This window comes from Nostoc sp. (assembly GCF_036918015.1).
Lineage (GTDB): Bacteria > Cyanobacteriota > Cyanobacteriia > Cyanobacteriales > Nostocaceae > Nostoc.
Window position 1 is genome coordinate 1 of record NZ_JBALEO010000065.1, and the last position, 22,558, is coordinate 22,558.

Here is a 22,558-nt window from a genome sequence, read left to right on the forward strand (position 1 = left end):
AAATCCCTATCAGGGATTGAAACGTGCTTCAGGAGTATGGGAAGAATTTGGCACACTTATTGCAATTAACTAAAATCCCTATCAGGGATTGAAACCTGTAAAGTACAGTTTGTTGCGGAGAACAACCACTAATTGCAATTAACTAAAATCCCTATTAGGGATTGAAACCAGTGATTGAAAGTTGGAAAGACACAAACGATGCATTGCAATTAACTAAAATCCCTATTAGGGATTGAAACTTTCTATGATCCTACTCCCCTAAAACCGAAGTAATATTGCAATTAACTAAAATTCCTATTAGGGATTGAAACTTTATTCATTATCAATAATCTCATTTTCTTCATTAGAAAAATCAGTGTCATCCCAGACATGATGAAGTTTGCCCCCAGCAATCGAGATGATAGCCTTATAAAGTCCCAGAGTAGTTGAATCAGGATAATCAATTGTTCGCTTAATAGTTGAGTAGTTGCGGCGGATATTCTTCTGGTTAAGTTCATGTCCTTCTTGGGTTGTCATAACTTTAGCTAGATCCCATCCCGTAATGCCAAGCTGTTTAAGCCTTGCGGGTAAATCGATGTCCAAATCTTTATTTTCCATGATTACCAAATATATTGTCGCAATCAATTAAAATCCTTATCAGGGATTGAAACTTATCTTCTACCGTCTTGGTGCGATCTGCCGATGGTGCAATACGATCGCAATCAATTAAAATCCCTATCAGGGATTAAAACGTATACCGAGAATCAGCTTCTAAAAACTAGTATCAAAAAATACAAATATTACCTCAAGAGTCATTCCACATCCAGCTTGAGGGCTGTGATATTATAGGAGACTGCTGCATACATTTTAGAAAAACTAGAAACTGAATCGACCATGGCCCTCACGCAACTGCGGAAACAAGAAATAATCTCCAACTACCAAGTTCACGAAACTGACACTGGCTCGGCCGATGTCCAAGTTGCTATGCTAACTGAGCGCATTAACCGCCTCAGCGAACATCTCCAGGCAAATAAAAAAGACCATTCTTCTCGGCGGGGACTGTTGAAGCTAATCGGACAGCGCAAGCGTCTTCTAGCTTATATATCGCAAGAAAGCCGGGAAAAATATCTAGCTTTGATTGCTCGTCTCGGTATTCGTGGATAGGACTACCGCTTATGTCTGCTGAAGAATCTGAACGCAGTCGTTTGCCCTTTGAACCGAACAAAAAGCGCCAAAAACCCGCAAAAACTCAAAGTAAACCAGCAGCACAGCCCCAAGAATCAGTCAAACAGGCTGATAAAAAAGTGGTTTACACCAAACAAGAGATGGCAATTCCCCAAGTAGTCAGCCAACGGATGATCCGACGGGTAGCTGGGTTTTCTGGTGTACCAACAGCTTTGGGCATTAGCGCCTTGGTTGTGAGCTATTTGCTTGCTATCTACTCCGACATTCGACTACCTCCCATCGCCGTGTTATTGGTGAACATGGGATTATTTGGTTTGGGGGTTTTAGGGATAACTTATGGCGTTCTCTCTGCCTCTTGGGATGAAGAAAAAGTCGGAAGTTTGTTGGGTTTTGGTGAGTTCAACACCAATTTGGGACGAATGGTGGCAGCTTGGCGCGAAACTCGGCAAAAAAACTTATAATGAACGGCGCTCAGGTATTAAGTAACTGTGATATTGGGTAAATGAAAAAGTTAATGTTGAAGTTGAAATTTTATCACTTCAACATTGTAATTAAAATTATATAATCCTTTTTATACCCCATATCTAGTTATTTAGCAGTAAAAATACTGACTGAGCGCTACATTTTGTCTATTTATTTTGTAAACAAATTTTATTTTTAACTATTTGTAATTAGGCCAATAGGTAACAATAAAGTTAGCCTATTTACAGAAAATTTTACTCAATTAATTAATCAGGAACTTTCAGATGATTATAGTAATGAAAAGTGGTTCTCCAGAGGCGGAAATAAACCGCATTGATGAGGAACTAACTAGCTGGGGGCTAACTCCAGAAAAAATTGTTGGTCAACACAAAGTAGTTATTGGTCTAGTAGGTGAAACCGCCAACTTAGATCCGCTACAAATTCAGGAACTTAGCCCCTGGATTGAGCAGGTGTTACGGGTAGAGCAGCCTTACAAACGAGCTAGTCGTCAGTACCGCCACGGGGAAGCTTCGGATGTAGTTGTTAATACTCCCAATGGAGCGGTGGTATTTGGCGAACACCAGCCTTTGGTAGTTGTTGCTGGCCCCTGCTCCGTAGAAAATGAAGAAATGATTGTGGAGACGGCGCGGCGCGTCAAGGCTGCTGGAGCCAAATTTTTGCGCGGAGGGGCATACAAACCCCGGACTTCACCTTATGCCTTCCAAGGACACGGCGAGAGTGCTTTGGATTTGTTAGCGAGGGCGCGGGAAGTCAGCGGACTTGGGATTATTACAGAAGTGATGGATGCGGCAGACCTGGATAAAATTGCCGAAGTTGCTGACGTGATTCAGGTGGGAGCAAGAAATATGCAGAATTTCTCCTTGCTCAAAAAAGTGGGAGCGCAGCCGAAGCCAGTTCTGTTGAAGCGGGGAATGGCAGCTACTATTGAAGATTGGTTGATGGCAGCCGAGTATATTCTGGCATCTGGCAATCCCAATGTAATTTTGTGTGAAAGGGGAATACGCACCTTTGACCGTCAGTATACGCGAAATACACTAGATTTATCGGTAGTGCCCGTGTTGCGAAAACTGACTCACCTGCCAATTATGATTGACCCCAGTCACGGCGTAGGTTGGTCTGAATTTGTGCCTTCAATGGCAATGGCTGCGATCGCAGCTGGCACAGATTCCCTGATGATAGAGGTTCACCCTAATCCTGCCAAAGCTTTATCCGACGGCCCCCAATCTCTGACACCAGACCGTTTCGATAACTTGATGCAAGAATTGGCAGTAATTGGTAAAGCGGTAGGACGCTGGCAGCAACCAGCTGTAGCTCTAGCTTAAAATTCAGTTGCAACTTATTGCTAGGCATATATGTTTAATTATGCCTAACTATTTATTGTAAAAGTGAAATAATTCCCCTTTAGAATATTTCTAAAGGGGATTTTTAAACACTAACTAAAGCTATGAAAAAAGAAATCTGCAATCAATATTGATGGACAATATTTTTTGCAATTGTAAGACTTTTTATCTATATACAGAGCGAGCAGGTATCCAGCGGCGACCACGATTTGTTTGCACCCAACGTCCAGGAATCACTATTCTCCTTCTCGCTTGAACAGGGGTACGAACCCTAACTCGCACTGGTCTTCTGATTACTCTAGCTGGAACCGATCGCCTAACTGGTCGTCTGATCTGAGCATCGGCTTGAAAAGGAATAAAGGTGACAGCAATTGGTAAAATCAGCGCTGCACTAGCAAGTATTCTTTTAATACTCATTCGCAAACTTCCCTTTTATGATATTGATATCAAAGAGATTAATAATTGCCCAAATATTAATCTCTCTGACAAATAAATACTAGGACTAAAAAGAGCTATTCACTAGTGAAAAAGGTAATTAGTTGAACCGTGACTAATGTCATGGATAAAAAATGTAAATATGACTCTGCTATTGAATCAAACTATTTTTACAAATTCGATTTTGATGTTTGTGGCAGTGCCTACCTGACGGCAATACAGTTACTGCAACTCAATTGCGCCACCTAAAAAAAACGTGAGTTCGATGCACAGGATTTTGACCTCACCCCCGGCCCCTCTCCTAACAGGAGAGGGGAGCAAAAAGCCTAATTTTTCGTAGCTCCTCCCTCTCCTCGCAGGAGCTACGGTGTACACACAAGTGTTGGTGCAGTGTATCTATCCCGCCTCGGAATAAATTCCGAGTCTCATAGCGAAAGTCATCTAAAAGATGACTAAACAAGAAATTTAGTTCAGTCCACGCTTAGTGGACTTTAGCTATCAGCCCGGAACTTTAGTTCTGGGCGTAATATTTGCTCAGTGTGCGACTTTCACTTGAACAGAAATATTGTGTGGGTAGGATTTTTAGAGATGTGTGTACACCGTAGCCTCGCAGGAGAGGGAGGCTGGGTGGGTGAGGTCTGTCGAATTCACGTTAAAAAAAAGGACGGGCACAATACCCATCCCAGAAAATTCCCTTTTACTTAATTGACTAGCAAAACTTTTATTGCACTTGGGTGGGGAAAGCACCCGGTTGCACAGCTATGTTAAGATTCTGCCCATTGCGACGTAATTCCATACGTAAATCGCTCCCGACTTGGCTATTTTCTACTGCCCTTTGGACACTGCTGGCATCTGTGACTGCTTGACCTCCAAGCGTTTGGATCACATCACCAGCACGTATCCCTGCTTTAGCAGCTGGTGAATTTGGTACAACTTTTACAACTAATACACCTTTATCTTCATTCACACTCAAACCGCTATTGGGATCTGAGTTGATATTTTGTTTTAGCTGAGGTGTTAACCCCACCATCTGAATTCCCAGGTAAGGATGTTCTACTTTACCTGTAGCTATTAGTTGACTGGAAATGCGTTGTGCTGTGTTGATAGGAATAGCAAAGCCTAATCCTTGTGCCCCTTGAATAATGGCTGTATTCATGGCAATAACCTGGCCACGAGAATTTAGCAGGGGGCCGCCGGAGTTACCGGGGTTAATTGCGGCGTCGGTTTGAATATACTCTACTCGCTTATCGGGAGCGCCGATTAGATTGCTACTGCGTCCGGTGGCACTGATAATTCCGGTAGTTACTGTATTATCTAATCCAAGGGGGTTGCCGATCGCGATCGCCCATTCTCCGGGTTGCAGTTGATCTGAGTTACCCAAGGCTACTAACGGGAGATTCTCCGCCTGAATCTTGACAACAGCAACATCGGTTAACTCATCTTTTCCTAACACTTTACCTTTAAAGCTACGCCCATCTTTGAGTGTAACTGTTACGGTATCAGCACCATCAACTACGTGGGCATTGGTGAGAATACGACCATCAGCACTAATAATAAAACCTGAACCAGTACCCCGTTCTACGCGATTTTGTTGTTGTGGCATTTGAGAGCCAAAAAAGCGTTGGAAAAGTGGATCGTTAAATTCATCTGGTAACTGGGTTTTTACGGTTCGGGAAGAGTCAATTCGCACTACAGCAGGCCCTACTTTTTGCACCACCTGGATAACAAAGTTAGGATCTGTGCCTGCTGGTAATGGAGGAGCAGCATTTACTCGGCTTACTGCCAAATTAGATGCATTTTCAGACACCTGCTGAGAGTGTCCAGCCATATAACCGCCTGCCAATGTCATACCTGATCCCAGCAGCACCAGCGATAGAGAGGCGGCAGCCTTTCTCCAGGGTTTATGATATTTGGCATCAGCAGTGTTATGTGAAATGCTATTTGATGGGTGTTCTCTGTCGCGAGATTCGTTTTGCATTGCTGTCTGGAAGGATATTTAGATGTATTACTAATGTAGATATTATTTGTGACAGTTTTGTTGCGGAGGTATTGCGTTGTTGTGAAAGCTTTGGTATTTTATTGAACCGTATTGGAATATAGTCATTCGTAGAGACATACATCGCTCTTAGTGCTGAGTGCTGAGTGCTGAGTGCTGAGTAAATTAAGAATTACTCAGTAATTTATGTACTTGGGTTTGAGCAAGACCCCTTGTGGGCGGTCTTTAAACTCAGAACTCAGAACTCAGAACTCAGCACTCAGCACTCTTCATCATGCCTGAAGGAATAAAAATGGCACAGGGGAAAATCTTACTTAAACCTGGCACTTTATGGACAAGTGTTAAAGAACGGACTGAATATGCTTTGCAATGCGGGGCGCTACTGTCGATTCCGACAGAATTTGAATTTGTTGAACAGGATGGTGTGCGCTTTTTGGTGCGGATTTTGTCTAACCTGAATCGCAAAAAAGCAGCTAAGGAGAAACAGGAAAAACAATCTGCTACTTCTGGTGAAGAGTTTAATCCTTTTTTGCCCTACGAAGAGGATTTATTTGTGGCGGATATCTCCGATACCCATGTATGTATTTTAAATAAATTCAATGTTGTAGATTATCATCTGCTAATCATTACTCGTAGCTTCGAGGAACAGGAAAGCTTACTCACCCTGGAAGATTTTACGGCTATGTGGGCCTGTTTGGCTGATTTCGATGGTTTAGCATTTTACAACAGTGGCAAAACCGCAGGTGCTAGTCAGCGACATAAGCACTTACAATTAGTACCCCTACCACTTGCCCCTTCAGGGTTGCAAATACCGATTGAAGCTTTGCTAACATCAGCACAATTTCAAAACTCGAATGCAACTTTAGCAAAACTTCCTTTTGTACACGCTTTCGCATCACTAAATTCCAATTGGGTGCGATCGCCATTAGCAGGGGCCCAAGCAACACTGGAAATTTATCACACTTTGCGTCACGCTGTAGGTTTAGATGCAAAGCAATCTGGTGCTTATAATCTGCTAGCAACACGAGAATGGATGTTGATCGTACCGCGATCGCAAGAGCATTTCCAATCTATCTCTGTGAATTCATTAGGATTCGCTGGTGCGCTGCTGGTACGAAACGCAGCAGAAATGGAGATTCTCAAAACCCAAGGGCCAATGACTATCCTCAAAAATGTTGCTGTATCCTAATTGAGTTAGTGCGATATACAGCAGTTTTCAATTAGATGCGGTACAAAATGCAGGACTTAAAATCAGCCATAAAAAAAGTTTTACTCCCTTCCCCTGCTCCTCTGCTCCCCTGCTCCCCTGCTCCCCTGCTCCCCTGCTCCTCTGCTCCCCTGCTCCCCTGCTCCCCTGCTCCCCTGCCCCCTGCTCCCCTGCCCCCTGCTCCCCTGCTCCCCTGCTCCCCTGCTCCCTGCCACCTGCCCCCTGCCCCAATTTAATCATTCTCAAGTGTTAGTGTTTCCCAATCTAAATCTGATGCTATTTGAGCAAGTTTATCTAAATCAGTCAGATTATCTAGATAGGGTAAGCAGCCTAAAACTGGCGTGTTAGTGAGTGATTGAATCAATTGAAATGGTGTCCAGTCGGCTATTTCTGCATCCGTTCGGGGTTGTACGCAGTTCAGAACAATGCCTTTGAGATTGACGCGCGATTGTCTAGCTAATGCTACATTCGCCACTGCTTGAGCGATCGCACCCAATCTCACTGGTACTACCAATACTGTTGGTAAACGCCATTCCCCCGCTAAATCAGCTACCGTTAATTCCTCGGTTATTGGCGAACCTAACCCTCCCAAGGCTTCTACAAGTACAAAATCACGCTGCGATCGCAACTTAGATAAAGCTTGCCAAACTACTGCTAAATCTACTCGGCGATTTTCCCGTGCTGCTGCTATGGGAGGAGCCAGAGGTGCTTGAAAGTATAAAGGTGTAATTTCTTCAGCAGATTGTTCTAGCGCAAATAGCTTTTGATACCACTCGCGATCGCCAATCCCCGATTGAATCGGTTTCATGATTCCCCAGCGACGCTGCGGGTAATATTTTTGCCAATAAGCTGCTAACGCTGTTGTTAAAACAGTTTTACCAGCTTCCGTATCAGTTCCAGTAATTAGTAGTGTGTTTAACATTAATTTCTTTGCCCAGAAAATGGTTGTGTTTCATCAGCCGGCGGCAAAGTTGGCGCTTCAGTAATCGTCGGAATTGGCAAAGGTGTCTCTGTGGGAATTGGCAAAGGTGTTTCTGTGGGAAGTGGCAAGGGTGTTTCTGTAGGAAGTGGCAAGGGTGTCTCTGTGGGAATTGGCAAAGGTGTTTCTGTGGGAATTGGCAAAGGTGTCTCTGTCGGTGTTGGTTTGACTAGTCTTTCTAATGCAACATTGAGATTGTAATTGCTTTCGGCAACTCCTGAAAGCAGAGTTAACTCAATAGTATATCTACCAGTAACCAACAATGTGCCTTGATAAAATGTGACTTGTTGGGCAGTACTCTCAATTGGTTGTCCATTGGGACTTAAGACTGTTAGCAGAATGTTGCTTCCTGGATCAATAAACGTGTTTAATTTAGTACCTTCTCGCCCAAAAAAGCTGTATTGGATGATTTGATTTGCTTTGAGAGTACCTTCAACCGCGATCGGGTTAGATGTTGTAAGGTTGAGGCGCTTAGTAGATATAACAGGTTGGTTAGTAGGTGTGGGTGTTGATGTTGGTGTTGGTGTTGGTGTTGGCGTCGGTGTGAATGTAGTACCACTAGAAATTACTGGTGAAGGGAAATTTTGTGGAAGCGTCTCATCTGGTGTTTTCGACTGACTGCGGATGGAACTAACTAGTGCCCAAGAACCAAATCCTGCCACGATCGTGACAGCAATGGCAATGGCGGCGATCGCTAACGGATTATCCAAAATTGAGTTGGTGGGACTTGGTGGAATCACAGGATCGGGTTTCTTGGGCGAAGCTGCTGGTGCTACTAAGTCAGGACGGCGACTAACTGCCATTGTCTGCAAGTTAGACACATTTACATTAGGAGGACTGACTTCGTGTAAAGGTTGTAGTGCTTGAGATACACTAGCAGCACTTTGATAGCGATCGCTCGGTATATGATTCAACATTCGATTCAACACTACAGCAAATCGCGGGTTCACTTTTACCCACCGTTGCCAATTCCAAGTTAGTTGGTTTTGATCGAATAGATCCTTTGGTTCTTTACCAGTTAGCAAAACAATCGCGCTTACCGCTAATGCATACAAATCACTACTAGGATAAGCTCCCCCTGTTTGCATTTGTTCGCTGGGAGAGTAGCCTAATTTTCCTACGGTGGTTTTTGGTATGGGACTATCTGGCGATTGTAAACGCGTTGCCAGTTCCTTCACCACCCCAAAGTCAATTAACACAGGTTTAGCGTCACTATCTCGCAAAATAATATTTTCTGGCGAGATATCCCGATGAATAATTCCTCGACTGTGAATATGCTCTAAAACAGGCAACAACAACTCTATCAGCTGCAATACTTCGGCCTCTGTGAAAGTTTTACCCACAGCTTGACGTTCAGCCAGCAGAGTGCGGTACGTCTGACCTGCAATGTAGTCCTCCACCAAAAATAAGCGTTGGTCTTGCTCAAATCTTTCCCGGAATTTCGGCACTTGTGGATGTTCGATTTGATATAAAATGGCAGCTTCTCGGTGAAAAAGCTCTTGTGCCCTCTCCCAATCCAAAGCCGACCCTGCTGTTGAATTCAATTCCTTGATCGCGCAAAGTTCGTTAAATCGCCTCTGGTCTTCTGCCAGATAGGTTCTCCCAAATCCTCCTTGTCCGAGAATTTGAATTATGCGGTAACGGTTTTGCAAGACAGTGCCAACTGTAATCGGTGGTTGCATGATCGGTTGATTGAGTGTAGTAGCAACTGAGGAGATCGCCCACAAAGATTAAGTCCAAGAGGCTACGGACAGTTACCTGCGGCAATATTCTACTATACTCAACAAGTACAATCCACCAGAGCAAGGTTTTTCCTACTCTATAATTTCAGAGTCCCCAATCTTGCATTCAATTTCTCTTTGAGTGTTCCAAAAAATAAATGATCCAAAACCCGTCATTGCGTACTCCTTTGGAGAACCCGAAGGGTACGAAGCGAAGCAATCCCAGTCATTGCGATTGCTTCGCTTCACTCGCAATGACAATTGGGCATTTTTTTACTTGGAGTATTCTTTCTAGAAAAACCAGAGATTTTGAAATATGCAAAATTAACTTGAGAATCCAGGTTATACAAATCATTCTTCTGTTTTTCAATCAATTCTTGGATAAATTGAAGAAGAATGCAGAATTCAGAATTCTGAATCAAGATCGAGAATGATTCATTTAGCACTAAAAATCTTGATTTTGTGAATTTTTCTACTATTCGGCTATTTCCCTAATTTATTCGAGCGGCGATCGCCCCAACATCCCAAATTATCATTCGTTTTAATCGAAAGTCAGAGGCAGTTATCGCTACCACAACTGGAGCGATCGCAACCACCCAAAGATTAAAACAAACCCAACAGTACTAATTTTATCCCGGCAGCAATACGGATGCTAACTAATTCAACGGCAATTGGTAGCTTATACTTGACAGGATGCTCAGGTTCAGGCTCAACATTTACAATACAATGTTATTGATATTGAACAACTTTTCTAGATTTAATTAAAAACTTTTAAGTAAAAATATTTACATGAATTTACTTAGATAGGATTATTTTTATTGAGTCATATTTTTAGTATCAAAAAAATATCTTTATTTAATATTTATTTAATATTTATGCAAACTTTATCTAAAAATGTGCTTCTACACGGGCTAATTTGTCCACTGCTAGCCTCTTCTGGGCTTGTTATGATTGTCATTTTTGTCAATGCGTAAATCATAGAGTAATAAGCTACCATTTGACTACTTAGTGACAGGTGCTATACTGTGTGAGGACAAACTCTTTAATATCACTAAAGTTGTCAATGCTTTACTGTCAGCTATCAATGAGGTAATTAGAAGAACCTACCACACCAATAATGTTTAAGCAATTAGGGTTATTTACCTCAACCAAAAAATTGAACTATAGACCTAGTGCATTAACTTGATGTCAGTTAAGCTATCAATAGCTTGTTTGTCAAGAAAACTAGATAACTAGCGAATAATAATTTTATGCAAAAATGTTTAAATTTTGTATGGAAGCTTCAATAAAACTTACAGATGTTTTTTTAGGCTATTTCTTGGTTAAATCTATGAAATCTCTAATGATAATATTGCTATGAATGCACATAGAGGATCTGCTGTGCTCAGTTCTGCAACTTTCAAAGTGCAACCATCTGCAACAGGACTGAACGATAATCATCGCCTGCGGCTGTTTTCTGGCTCTGCCAATTTACAACTGTCTCAAGAAGTCGCTCGTTATCTGGGCATGGATTTGGGGCCAATGATTCGCAAAAGATTTGCGGATGGAGAACTTTACGTTCAAATCCAAGAATCGATTCGGGGTTGTGATGTCTATTTAATCCAGCCATGTTGTCAACCCGTCAACGATCATTTGATGGAATTATTGATTATGGTTGACGCCTGTCGTCGAGCTTCTGCGCGACAGGTAACGGCAGTAATTCCCTACTATGGTTATGCACGTGCCGATCGCAAAACAGCAGGACGAGAGTCAATAACCGCCAAGCTAGTTGCGAACTTGATCGTGGAAGCAGGTGCCAACCGCGTTCTAGCAATGGATTTACACTCGGCTCAGATTCAAGGCTATTTCGATATCCCCTTTGACCATGTTTACGGTTCACCAGTATTACTAGACTATCTAGCAAGCAAACAGCTGCCAGACTTGGTAGTTGTTTCTCCCGATGTTGGTGGTGTAGCACGAGCTAGGGCATTTGCGAAAAAACTGGGTGATGCTCCACTGGCGATTATTGACAAGCGTCGTCAAGCCCATAATGTTGCAGAAGTGTTAAATATCATCGGCGATGTTAAAGGCAAAACGGCAGTGTTGGTGGATGACATGATCGACACTGGGGGAACGATCGCAGAAGGAGCGCGATTACTGCGTGAAGAAGGAGCGCGTCAGGTATATGCCTGTGCAACTCATGCGGTATTCTCTCCACCAGCGATGGAGCGGTTGTCTAGTGGCTTGTTTGAGGAAGTCATTGTCACCAATACCATTCCCATACCAGAAAACAATCGTTTTCCGCAACTAGTGGTGCTGTCAGTAGCTAATCTGTTGGGAGAAACGATCTGGCGAATTCATGAAGATACTTCAGTTAGTAGTATGTTCCGCTAGACTGTTATTCGTGTTATTAGCGTAAATTGCCCCCACTGTAACCGTTCAAGCGGTCAGTGTGGGCTTTTGCTTTTAGTTATTACGCCAACACTAACGTCTCTTGTGGGCGAAAGCACCCCTAATCGCTGCACAAGAGCTTTTTGATATGCGGTAGTAAAATGGATGCAGCACTGCCAAATTAGAATATTTTGATTCAGTTTGGACAATTTGGGTAAAGAGGACAAAAGGATGGTTGCAACTCCTAAAAAAGTGATTTCAGTTTTACCTCTGGAAAATGGCGATCGCTTATCTCGCTGCGAATTTGAGCGGCGCTATCAGGCAATGCCGCATTTAAGAAAAGCTGAACTGGTTGAAGGAGTTGTGTATATCATGGCATCCCCACTCAGAATTAAAAGTCATGGGGAACCACATGGAAACCTGATCGGGTGGTTATGGAACTATAAAACCGCAACCCCTGGCGTTGTTTTGGGAATTGAACCCACAGTGCGTTTAGATGCGGATAATGAACCACAGCCTGACGCGGTACTATTTATTCCGGGCAGACAGGCATTGATTAGTGAGGATGATTATATCCAAGGCGCACCTGAACTGGTGATAGAAGTGGCAGCAAGCAGTGCAGCTATCGATTTACATGATAAAAAACGCACCTATCGGCGGAATGGAGTACAGGAGTATATTGTCTGGCGAACATTAGATAATCAGTTGGATTGGTTTAAACTGCAAGCGGACGAGTATGTTTCGCTACCAACCGATGAGCAGGGAATTATTCGCTCTCAGGTGTTTCCAGGGTTGTGGTTGTCCGTATCTGCCTTGCTCTCAGGAGAAATGGCAACGGTGTTATCTGTGTTACAAGCAGGTTTAGCTGCCACTGAACATCAAGAATTTATGCAAAAGTTGAATGAGAATAACGGAAATAGGGAATAGATATATACTGACTGCGAAAAATTTATTTGCAAGCAACGGCTTGACAATAATCTCACCGATACAGCCAAACCCGGAGCAGTGAAAGTAGTTGCTCGGTATCTACAGGTTTGGTTATGTAGTCAGAGGCTCCAGCTTCGATGCACTTTTCTTTGTCGCCTGGCATGGCTTTGGCAGTTAAAGCAATGATTGGTAGTGAGCGAAACTGTTGTTGCTGGCGGATGGCGCGGGTGGTTTCGTAACCATCCATTTCCGGCATCATAATATCCATCAAAACTATATTAATTTCAGGATTAGTTTGCAGCTTCTCTATACCATCTCTGCCATTTTCGGCAAACAGCACTTGCATTTGATAGCTTTCTAAAAAGCTGGTCAGGGCAAAAATATTTCGCAGGTCATCATCTACAATCAAAATTTTCCGATTAGCTAGCACCGGGTCAGTTTGATGTAGTTGCTCTAACATTTGCCGCTTTGGTGTGGGCAAATTTGCTTGCACTCGATGCAAAAATAGGGCAGTTTCGTCTAACAACCGCTCTGGCGATCGCACATTTTTAATAATAATTGTCTCTGCCAGTCCCCGCAACTGGGTTTCTTCTTGTCGGCTGAGTTCTTTGCCGGTGTAAACAATTATCGGCAGTTTCAAAAGCTTGGGTTCCAGCTTTATCTGCTCAATTAGGGCAAACCCGCTCATATCGGGCAGACCGAGATCGAGTACCATACAATCAAAGTGATGCGATCGCAAAATCGAGAGAGCTTCTGCCCCCGTACCTACTGCTGTACTCTGGACATCGCCATTACCAATTAGTTCGATAATACTTTGGGCTTGTACGGGGTCATCTTCGACAATTAGGAGATTTTTTACCTGACGCTCAATAAAGCCTTTAATTTCAGTCAATACCTGAGTTAACGCTTCTGGAGACACAGGTTTCTGTAGATAGGTAATCGCTCCTAGTTGTAATCCCCGTTGTTGTCTTTCATCAACAGAAAGTATGTGTACTGGTATATGTCTGGTATCTGGTTTATGCTTCAGACGATCCAGCACCGTCCAACCATCCATCTCTGGCATATGGATATCTAGCATAATTGCATTGGGCTTAAACTGTTCCGCTAGTGCTAGACCTTGTTTGCTCTGTAAAGCAACGATGGTTTTAAAGCCCTGCTGACGTGCCATATCTAGTAAGATACGGGCGAATTTATCGTCATCCTCGATAATTAACAAAATGCGATCGCCCGATTGAATTATTTCCCGGTCATCTGGAATATCGTGGGGTAAGCTAGGAAGTACTTTCACTGATGGAGAGATGTCCACAGTTGGGGATCTGTTTTCCACCAGTGAGACTTCTTTTATGGTCGATGTTGTGCGGGTAGAGGTAGTTGGCTCAAGGGGTGGTGTAGTGATATTTGGGCCATGCTTTTCCTGTTGCCTGGGCAAGTAAAGGGTGAAGGTGCTTCCCTGTCCTGGTTGGCTGAGTAGTTCAATTCTCCCTCCTAACAGTTGAGCTAATTCACGGCTGATGGACAAGCCCAAGCCAGTCCCACCATACTTGCGGCTAGTTGTGCCATCTGCCTGCTGAAATGCCTCGAAAATAAGCTTCTGCTTTTCGGCTGGAATGCCTATACCTGTGTCGCTGACGGCAAAAGCGATCGTGGAATTATCAACTTGGAATATTTGTAACTTCACGCCTCCCTGTTCTGTAAATTTAAAGGCGTTAGCTAGGAGATTTTTCAGCACTTGTTGCAGACGTTTGGAGTCGTTATAAATTGTTGGGGGTAACTTCTCATCCCGTTCAATAGTAAAACTGATTTCTTTATTGTGGGCAACTTGCCGGAAAGTCTGTTCTAGAGATGTCTCCAAATCTGCAAGAACAATTTGCTCAATATCGAGCGACATAGTACCCGACTCAATTTTTGCCAAATCTAGAATGTCATTGATTAATTCCAGCAAATCAGTCCCAGCCGAGTAAATAGTCCGGCTGTACTCTACCTGTTTGTCGGTCAAGTTGTTAAGAGAGTTATCTGCCAGCAGCCTTGCTAAAATTAATAGGCTATTTAACGGTGTCCGCAGTTCGTGGGACATATTCGCCAGAAATTCTGACTTATATTTGGAAGACAAGGCCAGTTGTTCAGCTTTTTCTTCCAAAGACTTCCTCGCCCCCTCAACTTCCTGGTTCTTGCGGGCTACTTCTCGATTTTGAACTTCTAACAATTCTGCCTTTTCTTCTAGCTCCTCATTTAGTTGTTGCAATTCTTCGTTAGATTGCTTGACAAGAAATTGCGATTCCTCCAGTTCTTGCGTCTGTTCTTCCAAACGTTGATTGCTTTGCTGTAGTTCTTCTTGCTGGGTTTGCAGTTCCTCTGTTAAAGCAACAGATTCTTCAAGTAGTTGCTGTGTTTGCAATTGTGAGGCGATGTTATTTAAAAATACACCCAGATTTTCACTCAATTGCTCTAAAAATGTCAGGTGTAACTCATTAAAAGGCCCAAAAGAGGCAAGTTCAATTACAGCATTTACCTGTCCCTCAAATAGTATGGGCAACACAATAATATTTAGTGGTGGTGCTTCTCCTAAACCGGAACTGATGCGGATATAGTCACTGGGAACTTCTGTGAGGAGGATTCTTTGTTTTTCTAGGGCGCATTGTCCCACTAATCCCTCACCCAAACGAAACTGATTTGCTAGGTTTTTCCGCTCTTTGTAAGCATAACCACTCAACAACTTCAGCACAGGCTGGTCGTTGATGGAGTCCATCACATAAAAAACGCCCTGTGAGGCCCCAACTAGTGGTGCTAAATTCGACAAGATCAGATTAGACACGCTTTCCAGATTTCTTTGCCCTTGGAGCATCTGGGTAAATTCAGCTAAGTTAGATTTTAGCCAGTTTTGCTCCTCATTTTTTTGAGTTGTGTTTCGCAGATTAACGATCATCTGGTTAAAGGTGCGCGTCAACACGCCAATTTCATCTTGGCGATCGCTATCTGGTAAACTTACCGATAAATCCCCATCTGCCATTTTTTCTGCCAAATCAGAAACTTGCTTCAGGGGTACTGAAATATGTCTGGTCAGGGTGAAGCCGATCAAAGCTAAGAGCAAAGAAAAGAAGGGAATACTATAGACAATGCTAGCGAGAGTTTGCCGAGCAGCTGCTTGTGCTTTCTCAGAGCGCTGTTTTAGCAGTGCATTCTCTTCATTTTTCATCGCCTGGATAACTTTCTGGATATTATCCATCAGTTGTTTACCCTGGTCTGTCAGAACAGCTTTCTGAGAAGCTTCTAAACCCTGGCTTTGCCGCAGCTCTATGACTTCTTTCATTACAGCCATTCTCTCGGTTAGTAGTGGCTGCAAAATATCAAGCCGATTTTGTTGGTTGGGGTTATCTGCCGTTAACCTTTGAATTTCCCTAACTTTTTGATTTAGTACTTGAATGGCAGCGTTATAAGGTTCTAAATAACGCTGTTCTCCAGTAATAATGTAACCGCGTTGCCCTGTTTCAGCATTTGTCAGTTGCAAGTTGAGGTCTTCAAGCTGACTTAACACCTGGTAAGTATGGCTTTCTTTGCGCGAAGTTTCAATTAGCTCATTGGTGCTTTGGTAGGAGATTAGACCAATGGTGGTCAGAGTTGCCAAACTCAAAGCAAAACTTACTCCAATCTTGGTTCCAATCTTCAAACGGTTCAACATTATTCCAAACAAGTATTCAAATTATTTCTGTTTTTGAGACTATTACCGCAAGGCAGAATTAAAAATTAAAAATTAAAAATTAAAAATGAATACAGCATAAGAGTTTCGATAAATGTGAGGATATTTAGTTAATGTTAGGATATACTTAGTTTTTTGCATACCAACGATTACCGTTTCTATCCTAATTTTTCCCAATGTAACGTTAGTTTAAATAATTATATATTTATTTATTTAGATTTTGACAATTTTATTAACAATAAACCATTTAATAGTATAATTTATTTCCAAATAATCAACTACCTGATTTTGTAATTTAATCTCGCCGTGAATAACGAAACACTTGTGTTGAAATTATAAATTTAACATTCAATTTTACTAAAAAATGATATTTTTTAAAATTATCTTGTAATGGTTAAATAACTTTGAGCTTTACAAATAGGCTGGATAGTAAAATTAAACAGTTTGATAGTGAAAATTAAATTATGAAAACACAATTTAGTTAAACACTAAATATAGTGGCTTTTGCGGTTGGATATGACATCTATGACATTATACATCAATAATACAGAGCAACCGTAACCTTAGCGATCGCAAGCAGCATTCATTCCACAGGAAAGTTAAGGTTTCAAAAGACAACCTATACCCATAGAAGTATATACTTTATAGTACAAGCGTATTACTTGGACTATAAAGTATTAGGAATATGCACAATCATGATGTATCGTAAAAACTATTAATATTAACTTGAGGATTAACTAGAAGTTGGTAATAACCTGGCGATCGCTTCTAGCTGCATCAAGTTCAGATTGACTATAAATACTAAAATGTTGAATCTTGTTACTCTCTAAAATAGCTCTTGCGCCTGCTACATAGATATCAGTGCTTTTTAATACTAATAAGTAATGGCCAAGAGTCAAATGATGTTCATAATATCTAGCTAACTCATCAGAAAGTCCTAAAGTAGTATATTTATCTTGGGAACTGCTGATGTCTACCTCATAAATATCACTAAAGTTGCTTGTATTTTTAACAACTATTGATATTTGACTCATGGGGAAGTCAGCAGTTCTCAGTTCAGTAAGCGCTCTTTCTGCATCTTGACGCTGATAAAAAACACCAAGTGCGTGTTTATAGCGATTATTCGGGGTCGAGTATGGCTCAAATACTCCCCATTGTTGAATATCACGGCGATTAAAAATTCTCTTGGCGAGACGAATTTCTATGTCTATACCGGTTACTATCACCAAATAGTAACCCTTACAGACAAGATCGCTATAAGCCTGTGCTTGCTTTTCAGCAATTCCTAAACTTAGGAATAAACTAGGCAAACCACCTGCTAAAGTGGTAGCGATCGCAGTTACTTCCGCTCCGGCTAAGATGACTGGGCCTATACCAGGGATTACTAAGAGGACTAGATCGACTGATAAACCAGTAAGACCATCTAAAGCATCACTAGTAACGGCTCCAGCAGCATCTTCTGAGGATGTATTGCCAGTGTTTTCGATGATTTCAACACCAGCAATATCACTTTTTTGTTCTGTATTCCGTGCAATAACAGAAACTTTTTCCATTGGAAAATTAGCAGCTTTTAGTTCCTTTAGTACCAATTGTGCATCGGAATACCCAGCGAAAACTCCTATAGTTCTTCGCTCTTTTTCTAATGTCATTTTATCGGTTTATTGCAGTTAGAAGTGATTCCCAAGATTGTTACCTGAAATTGAGGTAATTACACAGCTCGACGAGTCAGTAAACCCCAAAGGAAAATTAGTATCATTGCACCAATAACAGCAAATAAAATGCTTCCCAGAGATAAAGCTCCTACAGATGCAGCTGCTGCCGAACTACTTCCTAGCAATACTTGACCCAAATAACCACCGAATACGGCTCCCAGGATTCCTAATACAATGGTAGAGATAATACCGCCGCCTTGGGTTCCAGGATAAAATAATTTAGCTAACGCACCTGCAATTAAACCCAAAACCAACCAAGCAATAATGTTAGTCATCGAATTTCTCCTTCACTGAAAATCTGCTTTGTTTGCATTTGACTAATTTCATATTAAAATTTGCCGACAAAATTCTTGCTCTATCTAGAGAACTAATATCAAAAATCTTTAGATATCATTTGTAGTTGAGCAATGGTTGAAGTGACATATTGAGGAGTAAGTTTACCCGCTTTTCCTAACTGCCAAGAACGCATGGAATAGATCAAAATCGCTATAGGAGAGCTATATTCCATCGCTGAGACACACACTTTTCTTGTATAATTATAGTCTAAGTGTTCAGTTAACAAAAACGCCTTCTATCCAATTATCCTACCCAATGGTTGTTGCCCCAACGATACCACTGTTCAACTAGCCCTAAGCCAGAAACCAGGAGACACCCGTAAAGAAATTGTCGTGTCTTTGGATTATCAAGATGGTCTGTAACCACACCAAAAGCAATAAAAAAGAAGGGTGTTGCAAATACAAATCGTGCCAGACTATAGAGATAGTGGGAAGCGGCTAGAAATCCAATTGCTGCATTGGCTATACAAATGGATAAGCAAAAAAAGAACACATAATTCGTTTGTAGTTGGGCAATGGTTGGAGTGACATATTGAGGAGTAAGTTTAGCCGCTTTTCCTAATTGCCAAGAACGGATAGAATAAATCAAAATCGCTATCGGAGGATAAAAAAGGGTTATCGATAGTAGAGGATATTTGGGTACATACAGCAAAATCTGCTTGTGTTTGGCATGAAAGTAAATGAGGACAACCACCAAAAACAACAGAATAAATGGAAAGTATAGACCGTGTAAGTCATTTAACAGCGACCTGGGAAACAGCAGAAACAATGGTCGAAACTGAAGAGTTCTTCCCCACTCCACTTGGGCTTGAAAGGGAGCCAAAAAGTTGCCTGTTGACAATAGACAATAAATGCCGTAGATCGAATAACCTGCCATAGCGCATATAGCAATCAGTCCAGTGGGGATAGTATATTTTTTCCACTCCCTATTTTGAGAATGGGTTTCAGACCCTAAGTGACTTCCTAAAAAGACAGAAGTGATCGCCGCCAATGCAGCAAAGAGAAGTTGCACTAAACTCGGTCGAGACACAGACATCAGAATCACGGACACCGCTAAGATACTATTCCAAAACACAGAATTTGAAAATAAAAGAGCTACCACACTAATGATTGCCCAGAGCGAGAACAAGCTCTCAGTGTAGCCAATACTATGGAAAATAGAATTAGGATTAATAACATAAAGTATAAGAGTGATAAAGCTCAAACTTTCTGACTTAATGACTTTTCGCAAGACAAATAAGACGATAGGTAGTGACAAGACAAAAAGGAAATTAGAGAGGAGAAAAGCATACCGAAGCCCAACGACGGAATTCTCTGGGGCAAACAAACGAATTACTTGTGACCAGAGTGGGTAGAAGGCTTGACAATGAGGATGCAAACCCAGATTGACATAATGAATTGCATCCCAGTACTGAAACTCTCTCCCCTCTTGTACCGCTAATTTGGCAATTCCATCCGGTGAAAGGAGGATACCTATACTACTACAAACAAAATAAAATACGAGAGCAAGAATAATTTGCTTCCAAAAGGAAAAACGAACTAAACTTTTCATGTGATATCTCGCTAGTAAAGCACGACCACTTTATTTATGATTGTGCTATTTTGCATATATTACCTTTATGATGCGTTTAAATATTACAATCAGAGTCTAGAACTATAGAAAGAGCTAGTTGATAAAGTTGGCGACGGGGAAGGGAAGTAAATTTTGCTAATTGACGGCTAGCTTGCGATCGCGATATTCCTTGACTAATTAACTGTTTCAATTCGGCTTTCAATTCTTCTTCTGTCAGTTGGGGCTGACTGGCTGGAATTCCCGCTACTACTAATGTATATTCACCTTGGGGTTCTCGTTGAGTGTAGTAAGCGATCGCTTCGGCAATTGTCCCCCGCCAAAATTCCTCATACAATTTAGTTAACTCCCGTCCTAGCACAATTTGGCGATCGTTTCCCCAAACAAGAGCTAAGTCTTGCAAAGTATCTCGCAAACGGTGCGGCGATTCGTAGAAAATCAATGTGCGAGATTCTGTTTGCAGAGATTCTAAATGTTCTTGTCTCTGCTGAGTTTTCGCTGGGAGAAAGCCTTCAAAGACAAACCGATCTGTTGGTAGTCCAGCTGCACTCAAAGCGGTAATTGCTGCACTAGCGCCAGGAATGGGAACTACTGGAATTCCCGCCTCAATACAGGCTTTCACCAGTTCATATCCAGGATCGGAAATTCCTGGCATCCCCGCATCACTCACCAGAGCGATCGCTTTATTATTAACTAAATGCTCTAATAATTCTGGAATACGGCTAGTACGATTGTGTTCGTGGTAACTCACCTGGGGTGTTTTAACTTGAAAATGCTGTAGCAATTTCCCTGTATGACGCGTGTCTTCCGCAGCAATCATATCCACAGTTTGCAAAATTCGTACTGCCCGAAAGGTGATATCTTCCAGGTTGCCAATTGGTGTGCCGACAACGTAAAGTGTTCCTGGTTTTGGATCGGTTTGCATGAGTAAGAGTTAGGAGTTAGGAGTTAGGAGTTAGGAGTTAGGAGTTAGGAGTTATATTATGTCCGCTTGATTGCTTATTAAACCCGAAGAACCCCACCCCGCCAAAGCTACGCTTTGTCTCCCCTCCCCGCAAGCGGGGAGGGGTTGGGGGTGGGGTGTAATGACTGTGGTTAGCATAACTAATTATGCGGACATGATATTAGGAGTTGGGAGTTGGGAGTTGGGAGTTAGGAGTTAGGAGTTAGGAGTTAGGAGTTAAAAGTTAAGAAGTCAAAATAATAATTTACGTATAATGTGAATTGAATATTGGCCACATTTCATACTCAAATTTTGGTTTTTTTGAACCGATGAAAGTTTCTAATTCATCAATTTCAGTGATTTCGGGTATTTCTGGTCTTTTAAGACGCGATAAATCGCGTCTCTACATCTGGGTTTTGTTGCTCATCTTGCGTCCTATCTTATTTCAATAATCTTAGTCCACTGAGGGTAACTAATACTGTGGAACCTTCATGACCAATGACGCCGATGGGTAGGTTAATATTTCCTAGAAAGTTGCCGACTAAAAGCAACATAATGAAACTCAACGCTACAACTATATTTTGTTTTACTATGAGTTGCGATCGCCTGCCCAAATGCATCGCTACGGCAATTTTTTCTAACCTGTCTGCCATCAGTACTATATCTGCGGTTTCTAATGCCACATCGCTACCAGATACTCCCATCGCTATACCCACGGATGCTTGCGCTAAAGCTGGTGCATCATTAATGCCATCGCCTACCATTGCCACAGTTTGATATTGTTCCTGTAAACGGCGGATAACATCCAGCTTATCTTCTGGTAGAAGTTGGGCATATACCCGATCGATTCCTACTACTTTGGCGACACTGTGAGCAGTTTCCTGATTATCACCGGTTAACATGACAATTTGTTCAACTCCCAGTTTCTTTAATCGGCTGATGGTTGCGGCTGCTTCGACTCTTACCTGATCTGCGATCGCAATTACACCCATCACCTCTACTTCCCGTGCAACCCAAACCACAGTTTTACCTTCTTGTTCCCAAGATTGAGCGATTTCTTGCAATTCTTCAGGTAAATTTGTGACATACTGCTGCACAAAAATGGCATTTCCAACAATTACCTGTTGTTCTTGAGCAATTCCGACAATTCCCTGTCCCGGTAACGCTTGTACTTGGATTGCAGCAACCCAATCTAAATCGCCAGCCGCCTGCACAATTGCTTTACCGATGGGATGTTCGGAAGAGGATTCTACACTAGCAGCGGCTTTTAATACATCATTCTTAGTGTATTCACTAGCTGAAACTACCTGAAATACCTGTACCTGCCCTGTTGTGAGAGTACCAGTTTTATCAAATGCGATCGCTCGGACTTGGCCAATCTTCTCCAACTGCGCCCCATTTTTAAACAAAATTCCCTGTCTTGCACCATTGGCGATTCCTGAAAGCAGGGTGGGCATAATTGCAGCCATCAGCGCACAGGGAGAAGCTACCACCAGGAAAGTAAGGGCGCGATAAATTGTTGTTTCCCAATCCCAACCCCAAAGAAATGGGGGTAAAGTTGCCAGCAATATCCCAGCTACTACAATGACTATGCTTTGAATCATAATGTGAGAAAAATTTTGATCCATAAATTAGAAAAAAGTTAACGAAAATTCAGGCTTTCGCGCTAATCACAAATTACA

General features: G+C 42.1%; 18 protein-coding genes and 1 pseudogene. 6 read left to right on the plus strand and 13 right to left on the minus strand.

The window, feature by feature from the left end; all coding sequences use genetic code 11:
* Nucleotides 1-312 precede the first annotated feature (312 nt).
* Nucleotides 313-624: a hypothetical protein gene (locus V7K61_RS15860; protein ID WP_335054495.1), complete on the minus strand. Its 312-nt coding sequence runs from the start codon at nt 622-624 to the stop codon at nt 313-315.
* A gap of 249 nt (nt 625-873) precedes the next feature.
* Between V7K61_RS15860 and rpsO the strand changes: the two genes are divergently transcribed.
* The 3 genes from rpsO (at nt 874) to aroF (ending at nt 2,969) form a co-directional block, all read left to right on the plus strand.
* The gene (rpsO, locus tag V7K61_RS15865) at nt 874-1,143 is read left to right on the plus strand and encodes a 30S ribosomal protein S15 (protein ID WP_094348354.1); all 270 of its coding nucleotides are present in this window, start codon (nt 874-876) and stop codon (nt 1,141-1,143) included.
* Nucleotides 1,144-1,154: 11 nt separating this feature from the next.
* Entirely contained in the window at nt 1,155-1,625 is a 471-nt protein-coding gene (locus tag V7K61_RS15870) for a PAM68 family protein (protein ID WP_335054497.1), read from the plus strand.
* A 285-nt stretch (nt 1,626-1,910) separates the two neighbouring features.
* Nucleotides 1,911-2,969 (plus strand): 3-deoxy-7-phosphoheptulonate synthase, encoded by a 1,059-nt coding sequence (gene aroF, locus V7K61_RS15875; protein WP_335054498.1) that lies wholly within the window; start codon nt 1,911-1,913, stop codon nt 2,967-2,969.
* A gap of 183 nt (nt 2,970-3,152) precedes the next feature.
* On the opposite strand, the gene V7K61_RS15880 is transcribed toward aroF, so the two are convergent.
* Nucleotides 3,153-3,404: a hypothetical protein gene (locus tag V7K61_RS15880; protein WP_335054499.1), complete on the minus strand. Its 252-nt coding sequence runs from the start codon at nt 3,402-3,404 to the stop codon at nt 3,153-3,155.
* Nucleotides 3,405-4,143: 739 nt separating this feature from the next.
* Nucleotides 4,144-5,400: an HhoA/HhoB/HtrA family serine endopeptidase gene (locus tag V7K61_RS15885; RefSeq protein WP_335054500.1), complete on the minus strand. Its 1,257-nt coding sequence runs from the start codon at nt 5,398-5,400 to the stop codon at nt 4,144-4,146.
* Nucleotides 5,401-5,710: 310 nt separating this feature from the next.
* On the opposite strand from V7K61_RS15885, the gene V7K61_RS15890 reads away from it, so the two are divergent.
* Nucleotides 5,711-6,607 carry an ATP adenylyltransferase family protein gene (locus V7K61_RS15890; protein ID WP_335054519.1) on the plus strand — a complete coding sequence of 299 codons (897 nt, stop codon included), beginning with the start codon at nt 5,711-5,713 and terminating at the stop codon, nt 6,605-6,607.
* A gap of 27 nt (nt 6,608-6,634) precedes the next feature.
* On the opposite strand, the gene V7K61_RS15895 is transcribed toward V7K61_RS15890, so the two are convergent.
* The 3 genes from V7K61_RS15895 to V7K61_RS15905 are packed head-to-tail and all read right to left on the minus strand — an operon-like array spanning nt 6,635 to nt 9,286.
* A complete protein-coding gene (locus tag V7K61_RS15895; protein ID WP_335054502.1) occupies nt 6,635-6,865 on the minus strand; it encodes a hypothetical protein in 231 nt (76 codons plus the stop codon).
* A complete protein-coding gene (gene bioD / locus V7K61_RS15900) occupies nt 6,858-7,547 on the minus strand; it encodes a dethiobiotin synthase (RefSeq protein ID WP_335054504.1) in 690 nt (229 codons plus the stop codon). Before bioD ends, V7K61_RS15895 begins: the two co-directional genes overlap by 8 nt.
* Entirely contained in the window at nt 7,547-9,286 is a 1,740-nt protein-coding gene (locus V7K61_RS15905) for a protein kinase domain-containing protein (protein WP_335054521.1), read from the minus strand. The genes bioD and V7K61_RS15905 overlap by 1 nt, the downstream gene beginning before the upstream one ends.
* A gap of 1,395 nt (nt 9,287-10,681) precedes the next feature.
* On the opposite strand from V7K61_RS15905, the gene V7K61_RS15910 reads away from it, so the two are divergent.
* Together V7K61_RS15910 and V7K61_RS15915 are read left to right on the plus strand one after the other, a co-directional pair.
* On the plus strand, nt 10,682-11,698 hold the full coding sequence (locus tag V7K61_RS15910) for a ribose-phosphate pyrophosphokinase (RefSeq protein ID WP_335054505.1): 1,017 nt from the start codon (nt 10,682-10,684) through the stop codon (nt 11,696-11,698).
* Between the two features lie 228 nt (nt 11,699-11,926).
* Nucleotides 11,927-12,622, plus strand: a complete 696-nt coding sequence (locus tag V7K61_RS15915; protein ID WP_335054507.1) for a Uma2 family endonuclease — start codon at nt 11,927-11,929, stop codon at nt 12,620-12,622.
* 52 nt (nt 12,623-12,674) lie between these two features.
* Here the strand turns inward: V7K61_RS15915 and V7K61_RS15920 are convergent, their stop codons facing one another.
* From V7K61_RS15920 to V7K61_RS15945, 7 genes and pseudogenes are all read right to left on the minus strand, one after another.
* Complete coding sequence (locus V7K61_RS15920) at nt 12,675-16,298, minus strand: response regulator (protein WP_335054509.1); 3,624 nt, start codon at nt 16,296-16,298, stop codon at nt 12,675-12,677.
* A gap of 755 nt (nt 16,299-17,053) precedes the next feature.
* Nucleotides 17,054-17,965 carry a hypothetical protein gene (locus V7K61_RS15925; protein ID WP_335054511.1) on the minus strand — a complete coding sequence of 304 codons (912 nt, stop codon included), beginning with the start codon at nt 17,963-17,965 and terminating at the stop codon, nt 17,054-17,056.
* A 59-nt stretch (nt 17,966-18,024) separates the two neighbouring features.
* Nucleotides 18,025-18,303, minus strand: a complete 279-nt coding sequence (locus V7K61_RS15930; RefSeq protein ID WP_099101768.1) for a GlsB/YeaQ/YmgE family stress response membrane protein — start codon at nt 18,301-18,303, stop codon at nt 18,025-18,027.
* Between the two features lie 304 nt (nt 18,304-18,607).
* The gene (locus V7K61_RS15935; RefSeq protein ID WP_335054513.1) at nt 18,608-19,915 is read right to left on the minus strand and encodes a mannosyltransferase family protein; all 1,308 of its coding nucleotides are present in this window, start codon (nt 19,913-19,915) and stop codon (nt 18,608-18,610) included.
* Between the two features lie 76 nt (nt 19,916-19,991).
* Entirely contained in the window at nt 19,992-20,858 is an 867-nt protein-coding gene (gene rsmI, locus V7K61_RS15940; RefSeq protein ID WP_335054515.1) for a 16S rRNA (cytidine(1402)-2'-O)-methyltransferase, read from the minus strand.
* Nucleotides 20,859-21,144: 286 nt separating this feature from the next.
* Nucleotides 21,145-21,246: pseudogene (locus V7K61_RS34135) on the minus strand (IS1 family transposase); the annotation flags it as partial.
* A 70-nt stretch (nt 21,247-21,316) separates the two neighbouring features.
* Nucleotides 21,317-22,504: a heavy metal translocating P-type ATPase gene (locus V7K61_RS15945; RefSeq protein ID WP_335054517.1), complete on the minus strand. Its 1,188-nt coding sequence runs from the start codon at nt 22,502-22,504 to the stop codon at nt 21,317-21,319.
* Between the last annotated feature and the right edge of the window lie 54 nt (nt 22,505-22,558).

Excerpts from the sequence above, each read along its gene's own strand:
- V7K61_RS15910 (WP_335054505.1), top strand. The coding sequence starts at position 10,682 with ATGAATGCACATAGAGGATCTGCTGTGCTCAGTTCTGCAACTTTCAAA.
- V7K61_RS15925 (WP_335054511.1), bottom strand. The coding sequence starts at position 17,965 with ATGACATTAGAAAAAGAGCGAAGAACTATAGGAGTTTTCGCTGGGTAT.
- V7K61_RS15945 (WP_335054517.1), bottom strand. The coding sequence starts at position 22,504 with ATGGATCAAAATTTTTCTCACATTATGATTCAAAGCATAGTCATTGTA.
- V7K61_RS15895 (WP_335054502.1), bottom strand. The coding sequence starts at position 6,865 with ATGATTAAATTGGGGCAGGGGGCAGGTGGCAGGGAGCAGGGGAGCAGG.
- rpsO (WP_094348354.1), top strand. The coding sequence starts at position 874 with ATGGCCCTCACGCAACTGCGGAAACAAGAAATAATCTCCAACTACCAA.
- V7K61_RS15930 (WP_099101768.1), bottom strand. The coding sequence starts at position 18,303 with ATGACTAACATTATTGCTTGGTTGGTTTTGGGTTTAATTGCAGGTGCG.
- bioD (WP_335054504.1), bottom strand. The coding sequence starts at position 7,547 with ATGTTAAACACACTACTAATTACTGGAACTGATACGGAAGCTGGTAAA.
- V7K61_RS15890 (WP_335054519.1), top strand. The coding sequence starts at position 5,711 with ATGGCACAGGGGAAAATCTTACTTAAACCTGGCACTTTATGGACAAGT.
- V7K61_RS15870 (WP_335054497.1), top strand. The coding sequence starts at position 1,155 with ATGTCTGCTGAAGAATCTGAACGCAGTCGTTTGCCCTTTGAACCGAAC.
- V7K61_RS15885 (WP_335054500.1), bottom strand. The coding sequence starts at position 5,400 with ATGCAAAACGAATCTCGCGACAGAGAACACCCATCAAATAGCATTTCA.
- V7K61_RS15920 (WP_335054509.1), bottom strand. The coding sequence starts at position 16,298 with ATGTTGAACCGTTTGAAGATTGGAACCAAGATTGGAGTAAGTTTTGCT.
- V7K61_RS15915 (WP_335054507.1), top strand. The coding sequence starts at position 11,927 with ATGGTTGCAACTCCTAAAAAAGTGATTTCAGTTTTACCTCTGGAAAAT.
- rsmI (WP_335054515.1), bottom strand. The coding sequence starts at position 20,858 with ATGCAAACCGATCCAAAACCAGGAACACTTTACGTTGTCGGCACACCA.
- V7K61_RS15880 (WP_335054499.1), bottom strand. The coding sequence starts at position 3,404 with ATGAGTATTAAAAGAATACTTGCTAGTGCAGCGCTGATTTTACCAATT.
- V7K61_RS15905 (WP_335054521.1), bottom strand. The coding sequence starts at position 9,286 with ATGCAACCACCGATTACAGTTGGCACTGTCTTGCAAAACCGTTACCGC.
- V7K61_RS15935 (WP_335054513.1), bottom strand. The coding sequence starts at position 19,915 with ATGAAAAGTTTAGTTCGTTTTTCCTTTTGGAAGCAAATTATTCTTGCT.
- aroF (WP_335054498.1), top strand. The coding sequence starts at position 1,911 with ATGATTATAGTAATGAAAAGTGGTTCTCCAGAGGCGGAAATAAACCGC.